This window comes from Waltera sp. (genome assembly GCF_046969025.1).
GTDB classification, from domain to species: domain Bacteria; phylum Bacillota; class Clostridia; order Lachnospirales; family Lachnospiraceae; genus Acetatifactor; species Acetatifactor acetigignens.
Window position 1 is genome coordinate 69,620 of the sequence record NZ_JBKVQF010000009.1, and the last position, 20,875, is coordinate 90,494.

At 51.4% G+C, this 20,875-nt stretch carries 19 protein-coding genes; 1 reads left to right on the top strand and 18 read right to left on the bottom strand.

The features are described from left to right. Nucleotides 1–18: 18 nt before the first annotated feature. Genes ACLTOH_RS06680 through ACLTOH_RS06765 form a run of 18 tightly spaced genes read right to left on the bottom strand, consistent with a single transcriptional unit; the run spans nt 19 to nt 19,695 of the window. Complete coding sequence (locus ACLTOH_RS06680) at nt 19–954, bottom strand: hypothetical protein (protein ID WP_022312380.1); 936 nt, start codon at nt 952–954, stop codon at nt 19–21. Then, the gene (locus ACLTOH_RS06685) at nt 951–2,738 is read right to left on the bottom strand and encodes an asparagine synthase-related protein (RefSeq protein ID WP_412223701.1); all 1,788 of its coding nucleotides are present in this window, start codon (nt 2,736–2,738) and stop codon (nt 951–953) included. Before ACLTOH_RS06685 ends, ACLTOH_RS06680 begins: the two co-directional genes overlap by 4 nt. A gap of 2 nt (nt 2,739–2,740) precedes the next feature. After that, complete coding sequence (locus tag ACLTOH_RS06690; protein ID WP_118538245.1) at nt 2,741–3,190, bottom strand: lasso peptide biosynthesis B2 protein; 450 nt, start codon at nt 3,188–3,190, stop codon at nt 2,741–2,743. Nucleotides 3,191–3,230: 40 nt separating this feature from the next. Continuing rightward, nucleotides 3,231–4,409, bottom strand: coding sequence for a nucleotidyltransferase family protein (locus ACLTOH_RS06695; RefSeq protein ID WP_412223703.1), 1,179 nt, complete (start codon nt 4,407–4,409; stop codon nt 3,231–3,233). An 18-nt stretch (nt 4,410–4,427) separates the two neighbouring features. After that, nucleotides 4,428–6,203, bottom strand: a complete 1,776-nt coding sequence (locus ACLTOH_RS06700; protein ID WP_412223705.1) for a CotH kinase family protein — start codon at nt 6,201–6,203, stop codon at nt 4,428–4,430. A gap of 12 nt (nt 6,204–6,215) precedes the next feature. Next, complete coding sequence (locus tag ACLTOH_RS06705) at nt 6,216–7,445, bottom strand: nucleotide sugar dehydrogenase (protein WP_227062753.1); 1,230 nt, start codon at nt 7,443–7,445, stop codon at nt 6,216–6,218. Next, entirely contained in the window at nt 7,375–9,051 is a 1,677-nt protein-coding gene (locus ACLTOH_RS06710; RefSeq protein ID WP_412223707.1) for a lipopolysaccharide biosynthesis protein, read from the bottom strand. Before ACLTOH_RS06710 ends, ACLTOH_RS06705 begins: the two co-directional genes overlap by 71 nt. Then, nucleotides 9,048–9,893: a polysaccharide pyruvyl transferase family protein gene (locus ACLTOH_RS06715; protein WP_117465587.1), complete on the bottom strand. Its 846-nt coding sequence runs from the start codon at nt 9,891–9,893 to the stop codon at nt 9,048–9,050. The genes ACLTOH_RS06710 and ACLTOH_RS06715 overlap by 4 nt, the downstream gene beginning before the upstream one ends. Before the next feature lie 20 nt (nt 9,894–9,913). Next, nucleotides 9,914–10,909 (bottom strand): glycosyltransferase family 2 protein, encoded by a 996-nt coding sequence (locus tag ACLTOH_RS06720; RefSeq protein ID WP_412223709.1) that lies wholly within the window; start codon nt 10,907–10,909, stop codon nt 9,914–9,916. Next, on the bottom strand, nt 10,869–12,044 hold the full coding sequence (locus tag ACLTOH_RS06725; RefSeq protein WP_412223710.1) for a glycosyltransferase: 1,176 nt from the start codon (nt 12,042–12,044) through the stop codon (nt 10,869–10,871). The genes ACLTOH_RS06720 and ACLTOH_RS06725 overlap by 41 nt, the downstream gene beginning before the upstream one ends. Nucleotides 12,045–12,046: 2 nt before the next feature. Next, nucleotides 12,047–13,213, bottom strand: coding sequence for a hypothetical protein (locus ACLTOH_RS06730; RefSeq protein WP_412223711.1), 1,167 nt, complete (start codon nt 13,211–13,213; stop codon nt 12,047–12,049). A 32-nt stretch (nt 13,214–13,245) separates the two neighbouring features. Beyond that, complete coding sequence (locus tag ACLTOH_RS06735) at nt 13,246–14,640, bottom strand: O-antigen ligase family protein (RefSeq protein ID WP_412223714.1); 1,395 nt, start codon at nt 14,638–14,640, stop codon at nt 13,246–13,248. 4 nt (nt 14,641–14,644) lie between these two features. After that, nucleotides 14,645–15,601: a glycosyltransferase gene (locus ACLTOH_RS06740; RefSeq protein WP_412223715.1), complete on the bottom strand. Its 957-nt coding sequence runs from the start codon at nt 15,599–15,601 to the stop codon at nt 14,645–14,647. 3 nt (nt 15,602–15,604) lie between these two features. Beyond that, nucleotides 15,605–16,543, bottom strand: a complete 939-nt coding sequence (locus ACLTOH_RS06745) for a glycosyltransferase (RefSeq protein WP_412223716.1) — start codon at nt 16,541–16,543, stop codon at nt 15,605–15,607. Then, entirely contained in the window at nt 16,525–17,328 is an 804-nt protein-coding gene (locus tag ACLTOH_RS06750) for a hypothetical protein (protein ID WP_412223717.1), read from the bottom strand. The genes ACLTOH_RS06745 and ACLTOH_RS06750 overlap by 19 nt, the downstream gene beginning before the upstream one ends. After that, on the bottom strand, nt 17,303–17,818 hold the full coding sequence (gene pssE / locus ACLTOH_RS06755; protein ID WP_118730883.1) for a PssE/Cps14G family polysaccharide biosynthesis glycosyltransferase: 516 nt from the start codon (nt 17,816–17,818) through the stop codon (nt 17,303–17,305). The genes ACLTOH_RS06750 and pssE overlap by 26 nt, the downstream gene beginning before the upstream one ends. A 1-nt stretch (nt 17,819) precedes the next feature. Next, the gene (gene pssD, locus ACLTOH_RS06760; protein WP_022312364.1) at nt 17,820–18,272 is read right to left on the bottom strand and encodes a PssD/Cps14F family polysaccharide biosynthesis glycosyltransferase; all 453 of its coding nucleotides are present in this window, start codon (nt 18,270–18,272) and stop codon (nt 17,820–17,822) included. Nucleotides 18,273–18,291: 19 nt separating this feature from the next. Then, complete coding sequence (locus ACLTOH_RS06765) at nt 18,292–19,695, bottom strand: polysaccharide biosynthesis tyrosine autokinase (protein WP_022312363.1); 1,404 nt, start codon at nt 19,693–19,695, stop codon at nt 18,292–18,294. Between the two features lie 460 nt (nt 19,696–20,155). Here ACLTOH_RS06765 and ACLTOH_RS06770 point away from each other — a divergent pair, with 460 nt between their 5' ends. Continuing rightward, nucleotides 20,156–20,860: a GGDEF domain-containing protein gene (locus tag ACLTOH_RS06770; RefSeq protein ID WP_022312362.1), complete on the top strand. Its 705-nt coding sequence runs from the start codon at nt 20,156–20,158 to the stop codon at nt 20,858–20,860. Nucleotides 20,861–20,875 lie beyond the last annotated feature (15 nt).

The following is a 20,875-nucleotide window of genomic DNA, read 5'->3' on the forward strand; positions in this document are numbered from 1 at the left end:
TGTAAAAATACCCTCTTTCTAACAAAACTGTAAGATTTTCGTTACGACCTCGTGGAGTGTATCCTTGTCCGACTGCCTGATCACTTCATAGATTCCGGCCTGCCCTGCGATCCGGACCAACTGTTCCATCAAAGGATACGGAATCCCGGTACTGTACCGGTAGGTATCCGCCAGATACAACTGGCTGCTCAAAGTCTCCAGTGCTTTCTGCCCGGTGAGCTTTTGGATACTCACTGCCTCTTCCCCGGTATTCTGCACCGCATCCTGCCACCCGGCCACAGCATCCTTTCGCAGCAAAAAAATCTTCCCGAGGAGCGCCGCCTCTTTCCGATAGCAATCCTGTCTGCGCCAGGCATATTTGTCCCTCTCTTCGTCAATATAGATCAGTTCTTCCAGCGGCTTCCCGCATTTCAGCGCCATATCACGACAAAGCTTCTGCTGCGGGTAGGAAGGCTCCGCCAGCATCCCCATAGTTCCCGGATGCACCCTCACTGTGTCATCCGCCAGAAATCCAAGCTTTCTTTGCAACAATTCCATGGCCACCGTAGACTTCCCGGCCCCGCTCTCCCCACAGAGTAAAATGGCCTGTTCCCCGGTATACAATGCACTTCCGTGAAAAAAGGGTTCCCCCCTCTGCAGACAGACCAGTGCCATCCCGGCACTGAGCAACAGGGAAGTGATCACAAGCAGTTGCGGTTCCTCCGAAAGCTCAACGGTGATCCTACTGCCCCCTTCCACATAGACCTGTGTTCCGTCCCGGATGCGGAACCAGGCCGACACAAAGCCGTTTGTCCAGGTCCCGTAGCCCTTCTGTCCCGCTTCCAACAGGAAATCCGGCATCCTTCCGAATACAATTTTTACCTCTGCCTCTCCCGCCGTCTCCGGTACTGCCTCCGAAAAGGGGATCTGCGACTGCACCCGCAGTCCGTAGATTCTGTAAAAATATTCCATCATACCTCAAACCTTCTCCGATATTCCTGTGCCAGGCCCACATAAAAGCCACGCACCATGTCTGCTTTTGAGTGCCCGTTTTCCCCGGGCATCGTCTCACGCGGAATCCCCGACAGTTCCTCACAGATCCGTTCCCACTGCAAGGCGAGCAGTTCCCCGCTTCCCACGCCCTGTCTTCCCTTGTGGAATTCATCCGCCAGGATCTCTTCCGGGATCTTCCCTTGTAAATACTGCCGAACCAGGCGTCTCTCCTGCCCGGCATGGGTGAACTGTTCCACCGGGAGACTTAGCACCAGTGCGATCAGCCGCTTGTCTCTGGTGGGATCTCTGGGCACCACTCCGGTGGCCAGAGACAGCTTTACTTCATATTCTCCGATCTGCCGCAAGGCACTTTTGTCATACATATACCGGGACACCGCTTCATGATCCCCACCGGCTTCCGCCGTGAAAAGATCCCGCCAGATCCACTTGCGGCTCCTGCGGTATTTTCTGCTGTAGACATTGATCTCCCGCACCAGTTCTTTGATTCTTCCCTGATGTAGCAGTGTCAGGAACAGGCTTCGAAAATCCCCATAGGATATGGTAATATTTCCGTACTGTCCCGACAGCAGGATCCCACAGTCTTTCTGAGCTGCCAGACGATAACTTTCATACATCCAGGGCAGATTCAGTACCGCTTTACAGGGAACTTCCAGAACTTCCCACAGCCTCCGGTTCTCCGCCAGCAGATCTCCCCGGTTGGTCACCAGATACTCCGGTTCCAGATTCCCGTGAAATCTCCGCACCAGTTCCACACTGCTTCTCTCATCCTCCACAGCGTATTGTCCCGGGATCCGTGCTCTTTCCTTCTCCTCCGGCACCGCAGTAAAGGAATACAGTTTCTTTCCTCTGGCAGCAAGGTAAGGTGCTGCATAAGCTGCCACCGCATTGGAGTCCAGCCCGCCGCTTAACAGAATTCCTGTTTCTTTTCCACCCCGGCCTTCCCGGATCACATCCTCCACGCAGTGCCGGAACACCGTGGTCACCAGCTCCCGGTACCCTGCTTCCGTCTTCCCCCGCAGGATCCTCCTTCCCGCAAAGGGATCCCAGTAATCCCTTCTGTGCACCCCTTCTTCAGTAAATACCACAATTTCTCCCGGAGCCAGTCGCAGGATCCCCGCATAGGGTGTCTCTCTGGGTTCCGACACCGCCCGCAGATCCCGGATGGTATAGAACCGGTCAAACCAGCCCGTATTTTCCTTCCAGTTCTCCCGTTCGCAGGTGATCCCCGCAAGCAGCGTGGAAAAATAGACCCTTTTTTCCTCCTGAAAATAATAGACCGAACGGTTTCCCACCGCATCATTGAACAAAGTCAGGGTCCGCTTCCCCGGCTCCAGATACGCACAGGCATAGGCTCCTCTGGCCACGGCAAGCGTTTCCTCCGGATGGCTGCAAAAGCTTTCATACAGAATTTCCCCGTCCGGATGGCTGCACAGATCCCTGATGCCTCCAAACCGCTGCACCAGTTCTCCGCGGTTATCCAGGATCACATCCGCCACGAACAGACTTCTGCGCTCTCCCTTTCTTTCATAAGGGAATCTTTCTTCCACAGCTTCCCTTGTGACATCCTGTACCCCGCAGGCCAGATAATAGGTTGCCTCCCTTTTTTCCTGTATCCGGTCCAGGCAGCTCGTCCTATAGGCCTGCCGCATCCGCAGAGCCTCTTCCCACAGGTTCCCTGCACGATTTTTTCTTTGTGCCTCTGACTGCGCCACACTCAGATCCACAATTCCCCAGATTGCCGACATACTTATCCCCTCTTTCCGGAAGCCTCCTTACAGAACCGGGCCACGGTAGTATATCCGCCGCCGTCCCCTCCGGTCACATACATTTCCCCAAAACGCAGCCAGGCATGGGCCACCATTTTACCTTCTTCCATGCCACACCCCAGATACAGGGTGGAAGAAAGTCCCTGTCGGTACAACAGTCTCTGGGCCGCCAGCGCCCGCACCAGACATTTACTCTCCCAGGGAGTCTTATCACAGACCTTTCCCACGATCCGGGCGATACGCGCCGCCTGCCGGTATCCTTCCCGGGATGCCGTTCCTGCGGATTCTTCGTTTTCTCTGCCCCAGCCCTTCCGCAGTTTCCCCGGTGGCAGGAGCAGCAGCTGCATGCGGAAGATCGCCGAATAATAATAGGTAAGTAAGGTTTCTTTTTTCCATGGGTTCTTCCAAAGAAACCCTGACGGACTTTTCATGGCTTTCTTACACTCCTTATAAATATTTCAATGGAACAGACTAATGAAAACGTAACTGCAGTCTGCGGTAGATATCCTGTCTTACACCGATCTGTGATGCATCGATCTGCCGCAGCATTTCCCGCTTGTATTTTCCCCGGCCGCAGACCACACCCCGAGCGGCCCGGATTCCCCAGGCTGCCGGAAGCAGAAATTTTCCCGCAACGGGATTTCTCGAAAGCCACGGGTAATACAACACCATATATTCATAAGGAGGGAACCAGTACCAGCGTTTCAGGGCATCTCGGCCCTTTTCTCCCTTCTCCGGTCGCGCATCGCAGAACCGGTTCCAGATACCGTTTTCATCCTTGCCATAGATTCCACACCCCTGCATATAGTCAAACAGTTGCTGATAAAACGCTTCACCGGGCTCTCCCTGCAGCCAGATCCGGGCCAGCTTCTCCATATGCTCCGTAAATGCCGTCAGTCCCAATCCCGCAAACTGCTTTTGCAGATAGTCTGCGTTCATTTCCCCACCGAATTTTTCCAGAAACACATAAATGTCCACCAGATTCCGGATACCACAGCCTCTCTTGTAAAAATGCTTTGCCATATGAGCCATCATGTAAATATAGAAATCTTCCGCCTCAAAATCATACACATACAGAAAGCCCTTTCTGCGCACCGCCCGGGACAGATCCGAGAAATAGGCATACTGCCTCTCGTCCACTGTCCGGTCATACATGGCTCTGTGCGCCTCCACCACGATTCCCGGTGCTTTCCGATAGATATCATGATGCTTGATCTTCTGTTGCAGGACATACCCCATGGCTTCCAGTTCCACTGCCGCCTGCTCCATGAAATCTCCGTGGACCAGAATGTCAATATCACTCATTTCCCGCAGAAACGGAGACGGATAATAGAATTTCATCCGGGCTCCTTTCATGGGTTGACAGGGAATCTTTGCCTGTTCCATCCGTTCCTCCAGCTTCTTCAATTCCTGCAGCTGCATACCGGTAAAAAGCATGCTTCCCAGTACTTTTTCCCGCAAAAGCTCTTTTTCTTCCTCCGAAAGCCCATCTGTTTTTAACAAGGCTCCCAAAAGCAGATAATCCATATGGTTCTCCTCTGAAATCTTTACGATCTCCCTTACAGAGACTCCCTCTGGCAGAGACGCCGCCTTTCTGTCCTCCAATCCGGCCTTTACCAGTTCCGCCAGATATTCTGCCATTGTTTCCATACGTGGTCCCCTTTCCCTTTATTCTTCAGGTGCGCTTTCCGTGACCGTTTCCTGTACTCCGTCAGGAGCCTCCGTCTGATCCACAAGCGTTATAAGCTCTTCCGTATATCGCAGAATATATTCTCCCCGTGAGGCAAAATATTCCTGAATCGTATCCCCGTCAGCCAGATATCCTTCCTCTGTCTGTCGCAGGCCGTAGCGCTCCGCCGTGGCTGTCACTGCCACCCGGTAAGTTTCCAGAAGCGGTGTCAGATACTCTTCTGCCTTTTCCTTCGTCAGTTCTTCCACGTATTCCCGCATTCTCTGCCGGAACGCTGTCTGAAAGTCCTTATTTTTCAGCAATCCCTGTAAAAACAGATCTTCTGCCACCCCCGGACACAGATAAGTATTCACACTGTAATTACTGACCTTATTCCGTCCCAGAGTATCCGTGGCATCCGAGAATTCCCAGTGCCATTTTCCCGTCTCTCCTTCTCCTGCCCGTCGCCACAAAGTGGTGGAAAAAGAGTCAAACTGCGAATTACCGAAATAGAGATTGGCACAGTAATAATCCAGATAGCTTTCCAGATCCATCTGCTCCAGGATCTTCTGATACGTTCCGTGTCCGGAAGTATTCCCCTCGGTCACCAGCCGGTACAGTTCTCCGTATTCCGGAGCGATCTGGGAGGGATAGCGGTTCTCTATGACCTGAATTTCTTCCGGGGAACCGCCGGCTCTTCGGGCAAAGGTTTCCGCCGTATTTACCCTGCCCACCAGATACAATCCCCAGAACTCCCCGTCCACAAACACCAGACAGCCCTTCCGCTCTTCCAGCGTAAAATCCGTGATTTCTTTTAACAGCAGTTCCTCTAAAACCTGTCTGTTCTTGGCCACATGATCCGTGCCGCCCCCGTACAGAAGAAACGTGCCGTCCCGGAAAAGCTCATACAGCTCACAACTGCTCTCCGGCACCGGATCCGCTCCCGTCATAAGAAAACTTTTCTGCCCGTAATCCAGATTTCCGTCCTTCCGCAAACTTAAAATTAACTCCCCCTCATAAGTCAGATATCTGTCCGCTTCGAAGTATTCCACATGGGCATTCATCTCTCCACCCCGGTAATAATTGGCAGAATCAAACCGCAGGTCATCCGCTGCCAGCGCATTCTCATAATCCACACCTGTGACATAATTGCCGCCAAAATAATCAAACAGCTCCACAGGATCCACAGTCAGCGACAACACCGGCAGATCCCGGTACATTGCTCTGGCCTCCATAGCCACAAAATAGCTGGCGCAGGTGACATTACTTGTCCTGCCTCCGGCATCTACTGCCACTGCCTGTAACACCACCGCTTTGTCCACGTCATTAAACGGCGCATAGTCCTGGTAGGCTGACACTGTGGAAATGGCGGAGTAGACATTGGGGCTGCCGCAGACATTCGTTATCTCCACCGGTGCCTCATAGAGAATTCCGTTCTCCGGATCCGGCACCGTGCCATCCAGTGTATAATAGATACTGCTTCCCGCCGGTGCAGCGATCTCTACCATAATATCCTCCGGATAAAACCCTCCCGGCAGGGAAAATACCGGCTGATCCCCTGTTTTGCTCCGGGTAACACGACTCCGGATCTCGATCTGCCCGCTTCCTTCCGTCTGTTCTTCCCGCTGCCCGCTGTCCTGTACCTGTTGTGTCAGCTGCTGTCTGTCATTTTTCTGCTTCTGCTGCAGCCAGATCAGAAAAGCGGAAAATCCCACACATGCTAACAGTGCCAGCGTGATTCCTATTCGTTCCCCCGTTTTTTTCTCTGTATCCATTTCTTCCCTCACTCAGTCCCTGTAATAAATATCTCTGGTGTATACCTTCTCCCGGACATTCTCCAGATCTCTGTGATAACGATTGGCCACGATCACATCCGACTGCCGCTGAAAGGCTTCCAGATCCCGTATGACCGGGCTTCCGAAAAAATCATCCTCCGAAAGTTCCGGCTCGTACAACAAAATCTGTGCCCCTTTGGCCCGGATCCGTTTCATGACGCCCTGGATACTGGACTGACGGAAATTATCGGAGCCGGACTTCATAATAAGCCGATAGATTCCTATGACCACCTTTTGCCCCGGTACACCGCCTCTACCCTGACTTCCCTGATAAAATCCCGCCTTCTCCAGAATACTGTCCGCGATATGATCCTTGCGGGTACTGTTGGCGGACACGATGGCCTGGATCAGATTCTGGGGAATGTTCTCATAATTGGCCAGTAGCTGCTTCGTATCCTTCGGCAGACAGTATCCTCCGTAGCCAAAAGAGGGATTGTTGTACTGCATCCCGATCCGGGGATCCAGGCAGACACCCTCGATAATATTGCGGCTGCTTAAGTTCCGCATCTCCGCATAAGTGTCCAGTTCGTTAAAAAAACTGACCCGGAGCGCCAGATAGGTATTGGCAAACAGTTTTACCGCCTCCGCTTCCGTAGGGTCCATGATCCGTATGGGGATCTCCTGTTTTTTTGCACCCTCACGCAAAAGCTCTGCAAACCGTCTTGCATACTCCGCCATTTCAACGGACTTTGTGTCTGCTCCCACAATGATCCGGGAAGGATACAGATTGTCATACAGTGCATGCCCTTCCCGCAAAAATTCCGGAGAAAACAGGATCCTGTCCGTGTGATATTTTTCCATCAGAGACACTGTATATCCCACCGGCACCGTACTCTTGATCACGATCACCGCGTCAGGATTCACCCTCCGTACTGTCTCCACCACCGTTTCCACAGAACCGGTATCAAAAAAGTGAATTCCGGGATCATAGTTCGTCGGTGTGGAGACGATCACAAGCTCCGCATCCCGGTAAGCCACCTCTCCGTCCAGGGTAGCCTGCAAATGCAGCCTGCCGCCTGCCAGATATTCTTTGATCTCTTTATCCCGGATAGGTGATCTCCCTTTTTGTAACAACTCTACCTTCTCCGGTATCACATCCACCGCCGTTACTTCATGATTCTGGGCCAGCAGAACTGCCATGGACAATCCCACATACCCGGTTCCCGCTACTGCAATCTTCATAGAAAGCTCCCGCCTTTCCGTAATCTGCAAACTTTGTGGTTTCCTCTGCGGATCGGTCATTTCCCGAAGTCGCTTTATCATGAGGTATTTCAGGCAGAAATCTCTTCCCCATTGCCAACAGGGCCCGGAAATCCTTCCGGCCTCCGTAACACAACAGAAAAATGCCGTTGGACACAAGCAGACATACCAGTGCCCGCTCCAATAATTCCCGGATTCCTTCTACCGGTATCTGACTGCATACCCGGTCGGTCAGCATACAGTTTAAAAAAGTTACGCTTCCATAGAAGACCAGTTTCCCCAGATAGCTTTGCCGGTCCTCTCCGTCAAACAACGTCGTAAACAGATTATGTATCAGCCACGGCATTCCTACGATGACCGTAGCAACTACCGTAGACAGGATCACTCCGTACAGCCCCATAGGTTTCACCAACAGAAGATTCAGGACCAGATTCACTCCTGCCGTTGTCAGTGTCCGGAACCGGTCTCTGTGCCAGATCCCGGCGGCATCCTTGTAGGCATTGAACAGCTGGTTGAACTCGTAGATAAAATAATATACACACAGACAGATCACGATCTGTCCGGGCAAAATGCCTGCCTCTCCGATCCACAGTTTCATAAAGGGCTGCAACAGACACAGCAGGCAGCAGGTGCAAAGTCCTGCGATCCAGGCGATCAACAGTGTAAATTTACAGAAGTCCGCATAATTTTTCCCCCGGCTCTCGGTCAGAAGACTATTGCCGATCCCTGCTAGAGTGGAGGTGAAAAGTACCCCTACCAGACCAATGACGGAAGTAACGATGTAATAATAATTCTGATAGACTGCCAGCACCGTCAGTCCCAAAAATGCCGAAATGACCAGAGTATCCGCGGAATTCACAATGACCACCCCCACCCGGGAGGTAAACAGGTCCTTGATCTTGCCCCGGATTTTTTGCCTGGTCTGCTCTTCCACCTGTCCCTTTGGGACATAATCCGGATAATTTTTCTGTGCCACCAGTGCGGTACACAGATTCGTCAGGATCTGTGCTCCCAGTGCCGCCAGCAGATACCAGTAATAATTCCGAAAGCCCACCAGCAGCCCGGCCTGTATAAGATACTGCAGCGTCCGTACCGCCAGATCCGCCTTATTTGCCAGGTCACTTCGCTGATGAGCTGCCAGCAGACTGTTTTTATACGCAAACAGCCAGTAGCTGATGACACAGGCTCCCAGATGCAGCAGATACAATACATACAAATCCACATCCGGCGGAATACTGTCCGTTTTCACCAGCGAGGGCAGAAACGGCAGCAGCACTATTCCGGCCAGAAAGATCCCCTGACCGATCAGGCGGTAATATCTGCGATACAATGACAACAGAGCACAGATCTCGTCCTTCTTTCCTTCCGCGATGGGAGCATACATACTGTAGCCCAGTGCACTCCCTACTCCCAGCTCCGCCAGATTCAGGATCTGTAGTATGGAAGTAAACAGACTGTTCAGCCCCAGATATTCCATTCCCAGATACCGGATCAGCAGCGTGCGCATGATAAAAGGAACCAGAATCTGATACCCCTTCAGGAGTCCTCCGAAGATCACATTTCTGACGGCATTTCGGGTCCTTTTCATTCACACTTTCTCCTTCCGGCTTTCTGGCCGATCCACAGATCATAGGGAAAGCTCTGTAGCAGTCCCTCCCTCAGTTCTTCCAGTTCGGGCAATTTCATGGGTTCTGTTTCCTTTGCTTCCGCAAGGGATGTTGCCGAGCGCACCTCATATCTGCCGGTGGCAAAGTACCAGTCATAATATTTCAGCATCTCTTCCTCCATCCCCTGCCGAAGGAATACCGACGGGACCCCATAGCTCTCCGCCAGAATGATCCCATGTAACGAAGACGAGTATACCACCTCCGCCTCCAGAATTTTGTCGAGGAAGGTCCGGTAATCTCCGGTTCGTATGGAAAGTCTGTCATCTCCTGTCGTTTTCCGCTTCATGTAATGGTCGATCACCACATATTTTTTCTTTTTCTCCGGTCGTCTGCCGGGATAAATCAGAGGCAGCAGGATCGCCGGGTCTCCGTAGATCTGCGGACAGGTATATCCGTTCTCCCGGAGCACCTGTGCGGTGACCGGACCTCTGACTGCCCGGATATCCAGCTTCCGGTATCCCTTTTGTGTAGTCACCCGTCCCACATGGGCGAAGGAATTGACCCCGCTGCCCCAGATCACCGCATCGAAAACTCCCAGTCCCAACACAGAACCAATGGTCATCAGATGGCAGGGCTTTGCCGCCTCTCTGTACAGATCCAGTCCCAGACGGTGCAACATCCACTGCGTCACCACCGGTGCCAGCAGATCCCCCAGATTCTCATTAAAATTCCAGTACTCCAGATTTACTTTGTTCCTGTCTGCTTTTCTTCCGTCCAAGGTTTTTCGATTGCGCAATACGCCGATCTGTTTTGTCAGTTCCAATCCTCTCTCCTTCCCCTGTCCTACCGCCACCGGTACAGACTGTCCAATAGCCGGAATCTCTTATGCAGGAGCAACTCCCGCAGCAAGCGCCTCTTTCCCGTGGCCCGGTATTCCCGCAGGGCATTCTGCAGCGGCAGGGAACCACCGATCCGTTTCAGTTCCGCATATTTCCTGGTTTCCTCATAGCCGGAATCTCTATAGATCTTATGCAGATACATCAGACTCTTCCCCACGAAACAGGCATTGACCTCCGCATACAGTTCCTGCTTTGCCTGAAGCGTTCGGAAGCACTGCCAGGTGCGGTCCCGGAAATACAATAAAGCCTCATAATAATTCTCATGAAAACGGTTCACCAGATTCTCCGCTTCCTTATAGTGATAACAATACAACGACTCCGGAACCACACAGATCCCTTTGCTCTTTTCCAGCACCTGCATGGAAAAAGCCATATCCTCACAGATGGCAAATTCCTCTCCGAAGCGGATATCATTTTCCAGAAGCAATTCCCTGCGGATCAGCTTATTCCATGGCGGATTGAAAAATTCCCGCCGGAAGTCCGATAAAAACCGCTCCTCCAGATATTCTTTTCCTCCACCGCAGAAAGCTTTTTCCGGAAGGTTATCCACACATTCTTTCGTCTGTTCCACCAGATATGTAAAACCGCACACCGAAAGATCCGCGCCGGATACTTTTGCCTTTTGATATAAAGTTTCCAGGGTATCCGGGAACAGGGTATCATCACTGTCCGTAAAAAAAAGATACTCTCCTTCAGCCTTACAGATCCCCAGATTTCTGGCACTGCTGACACCGCCGTTTTCCTTGTGCCAGACCCGGACCCTTGTGTCCTGCGCCCCCAGCCTGTCACACAAGGTCGAAGAGCTATCCCTGCTGCCGTCATCGATAAGCAGCAGTTCCCAGTTGGAAAAGCTCTGCCGGAAAATACTGTCCACACAGCGCTGTAATTCTTTTTCCGCGTTATACACCGGCACTACGATACTGATCTTTGTCTCTCTCATTTTTCTCCATCACACTGCATATTCTCTGCGCCACCTTGTCCCAGGAATACTCTCTCAGATACCATTCCCTCCGCCGTTCCACTTCCTCCCGGTATTTCGGATCCCGAAGTACTTCCCACAGATCCAGTGCCAGTTCCTCCGCATCCTCCCCGGAAATAAGCCTGCCGGTGCATCCGTCCTCAATGAACTCCGACATAGCGAATTTATCTCTGCCGATACAGGGCAGACCATAAGTAAGTGCCTCTGCAAATACCAGTCCATAGGCTTCAAAATAAGACGGCATACAGAAGACATCACACAGGTTATAATAGTCTGTCAGTTTTTCAGACCCCAGATCTCCCAGCAGGTGGATCTTCTGCCAGTCCACCTCTTCTACCCTGATCTGCCTCTCCCGCAGAGCGTCCCGGATGTCCGACTCCTTTGCCCCCGCCAGATACAGCTCCGCTGACCACAGATATTTTTTCCGCAGGATTGTGAAAGCCTGTACCACCAACGGACCACCTTTTCTCACAAAATTCCTTCCCACAAACAGGATACGCCGCCCCTCCTTTGATCCCGGACGGATCCCTGCAGCATCCACATTGATGCCGCCTCCCACCGCATGGACCTTTTCCCGGGGGAGCCCGCATTCCCGGATCAGGAACTCCGAAAGCCACCTGCTCATGGTGAATACCCCTTCACTTTGTCGGTATTGCTCCAATTGTCTCGCCGCCCTGCGTTCCAACGTCTTTTGCGGCACCTGATCATACTCGCAGTACCGATAGCCCACCGGATCTTCCCTCTGCAGCCACAGAATCGCGGAAATGGAAAGGTCCTGATAGAGATAGGATGCCAAATGCGCTCCCGACGGCCAGCCGCCAAACTGAAACACAGGCATTTTTTCGTCTGTCCTGTGCCGATGTCTCCACGCAGCATATCTCCCCGACAGCCGCAGCCGGTCCCGCAGGACCGGCCCGGGGGTCAGTCCCTTCTTCCTCTGCAGTCTCCGGAGTATTTTGCGGTACAGAGGATCCGAAAGTGCCAGATCCTGCACCTGCAGATAAGGCTCCATGGCCTGTCGCAGGGACCAGGCCGTTCCGGACCAGGTTCTCTTTTTATCTTTGTACCACAGGCATATATACAGTACTTCCGTCATAATCATCTCTTCCTTTCCGCATACAGTGCGATCTGTGTGCACCCGTCCGTGATGTCATAGCATACCGCCCACTGTACCCCCGGCACCACCACATCGATATCAAAGGGAAAATCCTCAAAGGTCATATCCGCCGTTCTGTCCTCATAGGGCGGACACGCCTTAACAGGCAGTATTATGGTCTGTCTGGGCGTCACGATCATCAGCTTCCGTTCCTGCGCCGTATCGTTGGTCACGCTGAAATGGATCCTGCCCTCTTCATCCACGAATCTGCTGCCTACATACAAAGTATCCGTCGTATAAATATTCTCCATGGTGACCCCCGCCGTGACATTGCGATGGTAGAAGGTTCCATAACGGGCCGCATCCCCTACCGAGATATTACACAGCACCACATTCTCCAGAGAAAAACCGTCTTTTACCAGTGTGTAGATGGCATAACCGCCTCCGTTGAGAATGCAGTTTGTGAAATAGATTCCTTTGGCACCGCTCTTCTCCGGGGCAATCATGAGACAGGCATTCACATAGCTCCCCCCTCCGGGGATCGCCGGTACTTCGAATCTGCAGTTGTCGAAGGAAATATTCTCCGCCGTAAGAGAAGGATATCCGAAGATCTGTACCCCGTCAGAATGTACTGTATCCCCGCTGTCCGGATGTGCCAGATCCGCAATGTAGCAATCTCTCAGTGTCACATTGCGATAGGGATTCAACGCATCTCCGCTGCTGCCACCCAGACGGCACCGGGTAAACGTGGCATTGCTTCCCTGAAAATTACGCAGGGTGCAGTCTTCGAACACATAGGATATCCGGGCATCCTCCCGCCCGGTAGTGACTGCATCGAATTTACAGTTCCGGAAAGTCACCGTGGTCTCCACGGCAATTTTGCCCTCATTGACCATCAACAGTGCATACCGGGAAAAATCCATATTCCGGATCTCTATCTCATTCCCCGCCTGTCTGTTGCTGTAGACCAGATCCAGTGCCAGCTGTCCTCCGGCTCCGGTCTTATACTGGATTCCACCGTAAATCCCCGGTTCCGGGATCTCCGTCAGCTCTGTATCTGTATCCACACCGGTATTGAAATGGTCCGGGATCTCTCTGGGTGCCGCCTGCGCCCGTATCCCCAGACTCATACTCAGAACTATTGCAAACAGCCAAAAACTTTTTCGCATTTTCATTTCCTTTTTTCGTTTCTTCTCTTTATTTACCTTATGTATCTGTGCACCGCTTTGTGTTGCAAATCCGACATATTTTCCCATTTTTCCCGGGAGATCACCTGGAACAGTGCGATGGGAAGATACGCATACTTGATGGTCTGCAGCGTATCCATCCACCACAGATTTAAGAAGTACCCGCAGACCGCAAGCGCCAGACTTAACATTGTTCTGTCCTTCTTTTGAATCCCGCATCGCACCATCTCCCCCACCGCCTGCAGGATCAACAGTCCGTAGACCACCAGTCCCGGATACCCGTAGCGGATATAATTGGCCACATAGAAATTGTCAATGGAGTGGATCGTGGCCCCTCCCGGAATATACCAGGAGAAATGATATCCGGAGCCCTGCCCCAGCCAGGGGTTCAGCCAGTCCACCGTGAAAATATCCAGCAGGGCATCCCTGTAGGAAGCGCTGTTGGCAAGGGAGGTGCTGTCCACCCCGTAACGGATGGCATAGGAGGTTCCAAACATCTCATCCACCACCGTACTAAGCTGCAACAGAATATAATGTCCCGGCGGAGAATTGGGGAATAAAAATGCAAGAAGCAGAATGAAAAGCCCGGCCGGTACTATGGTAAATAACAGTTTCTTCCTCTGCTCTCCCGGTGCCAGCACGGTCAACAGCAAAAGCTCCAGTCCCATGACCGCCAGCGTGGAACGGGATCCCGTAAGAAATACATTAACCACCACCAATAGCAGGAGAGGCAGATGCCGAAACAGCGTGAAGCAATGTTTCTCCTCATCAATGCACAATAATGGTAACCCGGAGATCAGGATCAGCCCATACGCCAGAGAATGATTGGCCGGTCCCATGATCCGGTAGGAACCGGAGCGGATCATGCCTCCGGTATAAAGTCCCCTGATGGTCTCCAGATAGGCAAAGGGTGTCTTTCTCATGACCGCCTCCACGAGTCCCAGCACACACAGAAACAAAAGCATCCGCCGGAAAAGCACCAGAAATCCATCACTTCCCAGATACTCCCGCAGTACGTAGATCACCAGAAAAGCTCCCAATAATTCAATGAACGGATAAAGAAAAGTACCTATGTGAAAACGCAGTACCGCCGTATAGAAACAGATTCCCAGATATCCTGCCATAAAAAGCCACAATCTGCAGCTTCTCACCCCTTCCCAGAACATCTTTTTCCGGGATTCTTTGCTCAGCAGAAAGAGACACAGAATCGTTATGAGCATTCGCTGTGCCGTCAGATCAAAGCCCGGCAGCCGGATTCCGAAATACTGTGGTAAAATATAATAGGCCACAAGAAAAGAAACCGACAAAAACTGTCCAAGACTCCGCTCCCCACAATTTTCAAAATAGCGGTTGCTGCTCTGCCAGCCCTGCCCCGTTGTCTTCGTTTTTTCCACCAGATATCTGCTCATTGCCTCATCCTCTGACTGCCATGGCAAATTCCACCGGCAGAGATTTTTTGCTGTGATAACAATCCCGGTATTTCCATAAAAGCGGCACAATATTCCACAATTTTCGCTGTTCCATCAGCTCGATCCGAAGGATGGTGGCCCGGATATTGCGTCTTAACAGTTCCTTCGCTTCCTCCGGCATTCCAAAGTCCTCGGCGAACCGCAGAGTGGTTTCATGACTTTTCTGCAATTCCCGGAAAAAAGCGATCCGTCTGTCCAGATCCCGCATCTTGCGTTTGGATACATTACCCGAGTGCATTCGCCGCCGTAACGTAACACTGTGCAGAATGTAACAGCCGTCCATGCACAGGGACAACTTCCAGGCATATTCATCATGCGCCCACCCGGGATACCAGTACTTCTTCGTCTCTTCCAGGAACTCTCTGCGCAGACACATGGTACAGCCCTCACTGCCGATGAAAATATGGGCCGGACTCCATGCAACATGCTCCATGCTTCCGTCCCCCCGGAAGCTTTTCAATACGCTCCGGCTGACAGAAGGAGCATCGGGATCCACTGTAAACGGTACGAATTCCGATCCCAGCACCAGTATCTCTCTCCGTTTTTCCATCTCGCTCACCATATCTTCCACCCGGTCCGGCTCCCAGATATCGTCCTGATCGCAGAAAAAGACATAATCACCGTCCGTCTCTTCCACCGCTGCCCGGAAATTCTCCGCATACCCCAGTCGTTTTCCGTTCTGTGTGATCCTCCATGCCGGTGCCAGCTCGTAAGTCTCCAGATATTCCCGTACGATCTCCAGCGTCTGATCCGAGGAACCGTCATCCCGCAGGATCACTTGATCCACCGGAAGGCTCTGAAGCCGGATGGAATCCAGCTGTTCTGTGATAAATCTGGCCCCGTTATAAGTGGCCATTGCTACCGATATCCGCATATTTTTCCCCTTTTCTCTGTCCGCCATTTTCTATCCCGGTAACCCTCCCGGCCTGCATCTGCCGATGGTTCCCCCACAGATCCCGCACAATGCCGGTGTGGCGATCCGCAGATAACGCCCTTTCAGTCCATTGCCCAGATAGGGGTTCTTCCGATACTCCGGAAAATTTTCCCGAAGGAACACAAAAGTCTCTTCCCGCAGAGATTTCCGCAGCTTCTGGTCCCGCACTCTGGAGATCCGCCCCATGGAACTGCACAACAGGATCCTCGTACAGAAATATTCCAGTTCTTTCCCATAAGTATCCATCAGTTCTTTTTCCCGGTAAAACCGACAGGCATCCTGCAATACCGGAAAAATATTTCCCACCCGTCTGCTTTTATTGTCATTCATGGTAGAATCCCCTCTGTCCCGGTGATAGACATAGACTCCCAGCATTTTCGCCTGTTTTTTCACAAAGGGGCGTAACTTCAGGTAGAAAGAGGTGTCCTCATAGATATACCCCTCCGGGAACCATATATCGTTGTCCGTAAGCAGTCTCCTGCGGATCAGCTTGTTCCAGGGAGCCGCCGAACCGTAAGAGCGCTTCTCTCTGCCGTCTTCCTCCAGATAATGAAAATCACATTCCACCAGATCCAGTTCTTCGGAACCGGCCCTGGTGTACATGGCCGCGTACATACGCCTGTCCACATAATCATCCGAATCCACGAATCCCACATATTCTCCCGTGGCAGCCGCAAGTCCTACATTTCTTGCCTTTCCCTGCCCTGCGTTCTTCTGGGTGATGACCCGGATGTGTTCGGGATCCCTGGCACGATATCTTTCCAGAATCTTGGGAGAAGCATCCGTGGAACCGTCATCCACGAAGATCAGTTCCAGTGAAGACAACGTCTGCTCTGTCAGGGAACGAATGCATTCCTCCAGATATTTTTCCGTATTGTATACCGGAACAATCACGCTGACTGCCGGCATAAGATTTCCTCCACACTATGTAATAAAAATTCCGGAAAATACAGACTGATCTCCCCGTGTTCCTTGTAATGTGCCACGTCCTCGCTGCAGCGGTATCCCTTTTTCGCCAGATCCCGGCGCAGATAGCGGATATGTTCCTCATAGGTGTGTTCGCTGTCGGAATAATGCAGATAGATCCTCTGGGAGGGCGCATAACGGTTGACTGCCACCTTTTTCGGAAGATACTCATTGAGAAATTCGACCTTTTCCTTACAGACCTGTCCGGCAATATGCTTCAACGCCTCAATATTCCCGGTGTCCAGCAGGCTTTGTCCCAGAAAATACTGGGGACCACCCACCACCATATAGCTTCCGGGATAGTCCAGTCCGAAATTCAGTGCCGTGTAACCGCCCTTGCTGGAACCGCAGAAGATCAGGCGTTTTGCTCCGGTCTGCTCCCGTACCCGGTCGATCAGTTCCTTTACAACGACCGCCTCCTCGAATTTCATATTGCTGCCCAGATAAAAGGAACCTCTGTGATCTGACGCAAAATCATCCAACAGAAACAACTTGTTACAGGGAACTTCCTTTAACGTCCGGACATAATTGTATCTGGCCCGGATCCCTTTTCTGGTGCAGGAGCTGAAAACGATGATCAGATCCCGGGAATCCACCCGGTCCAGCATATATTTTAATGTTACTCCCCGGGAGCGATATTTTTTCTGATCCCGCAAAAGGCGCAGCTTCGTCATCATATACTCTCCCAGTTTTTTCCCTTTTTTACGAAATTTTTGAATGTTTTCCATGGTTTTCCCCCTCTTCCGCAATTAAAAAATTCTCAATATCCTTAAGGATCCTCCGGGTATTGGAATGGTATCCGGCAAAGTCCCTGCTGCCGGTATCCCGGATGCAATCCCCCAGTTTCTCACTGTCATAACAGGCACAGATCAGGTTCATTCCGTCGAATTCCCGAAGCAGCTGTACCTGATGATCGTCCACATGCTCCCCGTAGCTGGCAAGTCTCGGCACTGCGATCACTTTTTTCCCTTGTTTTACGGCGCCGATGATCACACCGGTTCCACCATGGGTAATGACCATCCGGCATTCCCGCAGCTTCCCGGTGAAGCCTTCTCTGTCCAGAAACCTGCAGTATTCATAATGCTTTGGCTGATAATCGCTGACTCCGATCTGGGCAAACACCTCCTCTCTTATCATGCCTTCCTCGATCAGCAGATCTATCTTTTGTAACAATCGATTGAACTGGAACTTCTGAGATCCGGTCGTTACAAATATCATCCTAATAAATTCCCCCCAGGCAGATCGCATCCGGATAGATTTCCTTCATCTGCGTCCATTGGACATAAAAACGATCCGCATAATGATATAACAGTTTTCCCGTCAGTGTGGCCGAAGTCACTTTGGCAAATGACTCGATGTAGATCAGCTTCCTGCCGGAGAGCTTGGCTTCCATGCACAGCGGGATCATGGCCAGCACTCCGGTGCAGACCACCACATCCGGCTGTTCTTTATGCAACAGCCGCAACGAATCCACGGTATTTTTCAACAGATAAAAAAGGCATCTCCACTGTCTCCGGTTCACCTGCTGCAGATAGTAACATTTCACCGGTGTCTTCACCTCATAGCCTGTTTTCTCCGTTACTACAAAACTTTCGTATTTTTCCATTAGCGGTTTTAACATCATCAGTTGTTCAAAGTGGCCGCCCGACGATGCGGCAAAACATATTTTCATAAAGACCTCCCGGTTTTTTTCAAACTGCTTCCCCATTTTGCTGTTTATATTCCTGCCAGTATTGCTGTAGTCTGTAGTTACAGTCCTTAGATTTTGGCGGCAGGCCGTTGAACAGGATGCCGCAGATATCCGCATCCACCTGCTCTAACAGTGTCACCGCCGACTTTTCCCGGCTCATATGGCTGACGCCGGCCCGCACCACCAGAAGATAGGCGGTGACTTCATGGGACAATAGCAGGGCATCCGTCACAATTCCTACCGGCGGCAGATCAATAATGATGCAGTCGTACCGGCTACGCAACGTCGTAAGCAGCTCCTTCATCCGCTCTCCGCCCAACAGTTCGGAAGGATTCGGTGGATTTTCTCCTCCCACCAGCACATCCAGATTCTGCCGGTATTCCACGATCTGCGGTGTCTCCCGCAATCCCGCCAGATACTGGCTCAGTCCCAGTCTGCCCCGGAGCTTTAGCAGGGATGCCACCGACATATTCCGCATGTCTCCGTCGATGAGCAATACTTTTTTGCCCAGCTGTGCGTAACTGATGGCGATGTTGACACTGTTCAAAGTCTTGCCTTCATCCTTATCCGCACTGGTGACGGCATAGACCGGACAACGTTCTCCTTTTCCCGTGAACAGCAGGTTTGCCCGGATGGTATTATAGGATTCCTTCACGGCAAAGGAGCTGTTCTCCCCCAATACTAACACGGGCTTACTCTTCCGGTCCGGCGCCTGGATCTGCGGAATATCTCCCAGCACCGGAATCCGGAATGCCAGCTTCAGTTCGTACCGCCTGCGGATCGTGGTATCCATCAGTCCTGCCAGCAGAAACAATACAAAGGATGCCCCAAAGCATCCGGCAAAGCCCACCAGTGCATATTTGACCAGACTGGTGGAACTGTAGGGTGCTTCCGGCAGTGTGGCATAATCGATCACCTCAATGCCACCGGACTTCACGATCCGGCCGATCTCCTTCGGAGCCACCCTGCCGATAGCATTGGCCAGCTCCATGGCCCGGTAAGGATCGCTGTCATAAGTGTAGACATAGAACACTGCCGTGTTTTCCACCACACTGGTACCGATTCTTCCCGACAAAGCTTCCGTTCCGTAATCCAGCCCGGCTTCCTCCAGCACCTTCTGAAGGATCGTGTTACTCTTCAGGATTAATATGTAACTCTGTACCAGATTCTTGGCCTGGGTAAATTCGGAATTTGAGATATTGACCGAAGAATCATACACGTAGTCCGGATCACTGTATACATAGAAGGATACCTCCGCCCGGTAAAGTGTACTGTTGGTCAGATATGCATAAGCACCTCCCGCCATTCCTCCCAGTACCCCCAGGATCATAATGTATGCAATCCTTTTTTGCAGGATCCACAGGATCTTCTCCAGATGAAAATTATTCAAGATCGTTTCCAACATTGTCCTCTCCTTTTCGACAAATTCTGCTTTTCCCTAAAATGAAAATATCCACCAGGGAATTCCCTGATGGATATCTTACGCCGGACATTGGCCTGTCCGTTTTCTTCTTATGTAAATCGTATAAATAATACGTTCCATATATGCAGCCACGCCTCCGCTCATACACTCCGGAAGCACTTCTGTATATAAAGACGGCGCTAAGAAGCGGAATGGCTCAATATTTCTTTTCTTTTTTTTAAGTGCCTGTTATGATATAATGAGCGTAAGAGAGCCAACATGCTTGCATGATTGGCGAACGGCGAAGTTGATCATGATAGTTGCGAAGCAACGTTAAGCACCGAAGGTGCGAATCATGATATAATGAGCGCAAGAGAGCCAACATGCTTGCATGATTGGCGAACGGCGAAGTGATTTCCCGATGTACACCTCACCACCAGCGCAATCAAAGGAGTGAACCTATATGATACAGAAAAAGAAATTCGTAAAAACCTTCCGTAACACCAAAACCGTGCAGTTAATTCTTCTTCTGCTGTTGGAAACCGCCTATGTTCTGGTCCTGACTCTGAACCCTGCACTGGGCACAAAGCTTTTCGAAGACCGGACTCTGTTTATCTTATGCACACTTTCCTGGATCCTTGCATTATTTAATCTGATATGGTTATTATACGATTTCTATAAATTACGCACTTTTGCCGAAGAAAGCCATGCTCTGAACCGTGCGGCCTTCCTGGATCATCTGACCGGTATCCCCAACCGGCACGGTCTGGACGTGGTCTTCGAGACCTATGACTCTCCGGAATCTCTGGCTCATGTAGCCTGCTATATGGTGACCATCACCAACCTGAAAGAGATCAACCAGACCATGGGCCATGTCGTAGGTGACCAGATGTTAAAAGACTTCTCCGGTATTCTGGAAAGCGTTGGTGATGCTTTCGGTGTGGTGGGCCGTAACGGAGGCAACGAATTCCTGATGATCGTCAACCACGGCTCTCATGACACCATGGAATATTTCATCGAAAGTCTGAACCAGCAGTTAAAAGAATACAACGAGGAGCACAGTAACGCTCCCATTCAGATCCAATACGCATATATTTTAAATGAAGAGGCGCATGCCGAATATTTTTCCACCCTGCTCACAGAGACCTACAACAAGCTGCACCCCTAAGGAACCCGTTAACAC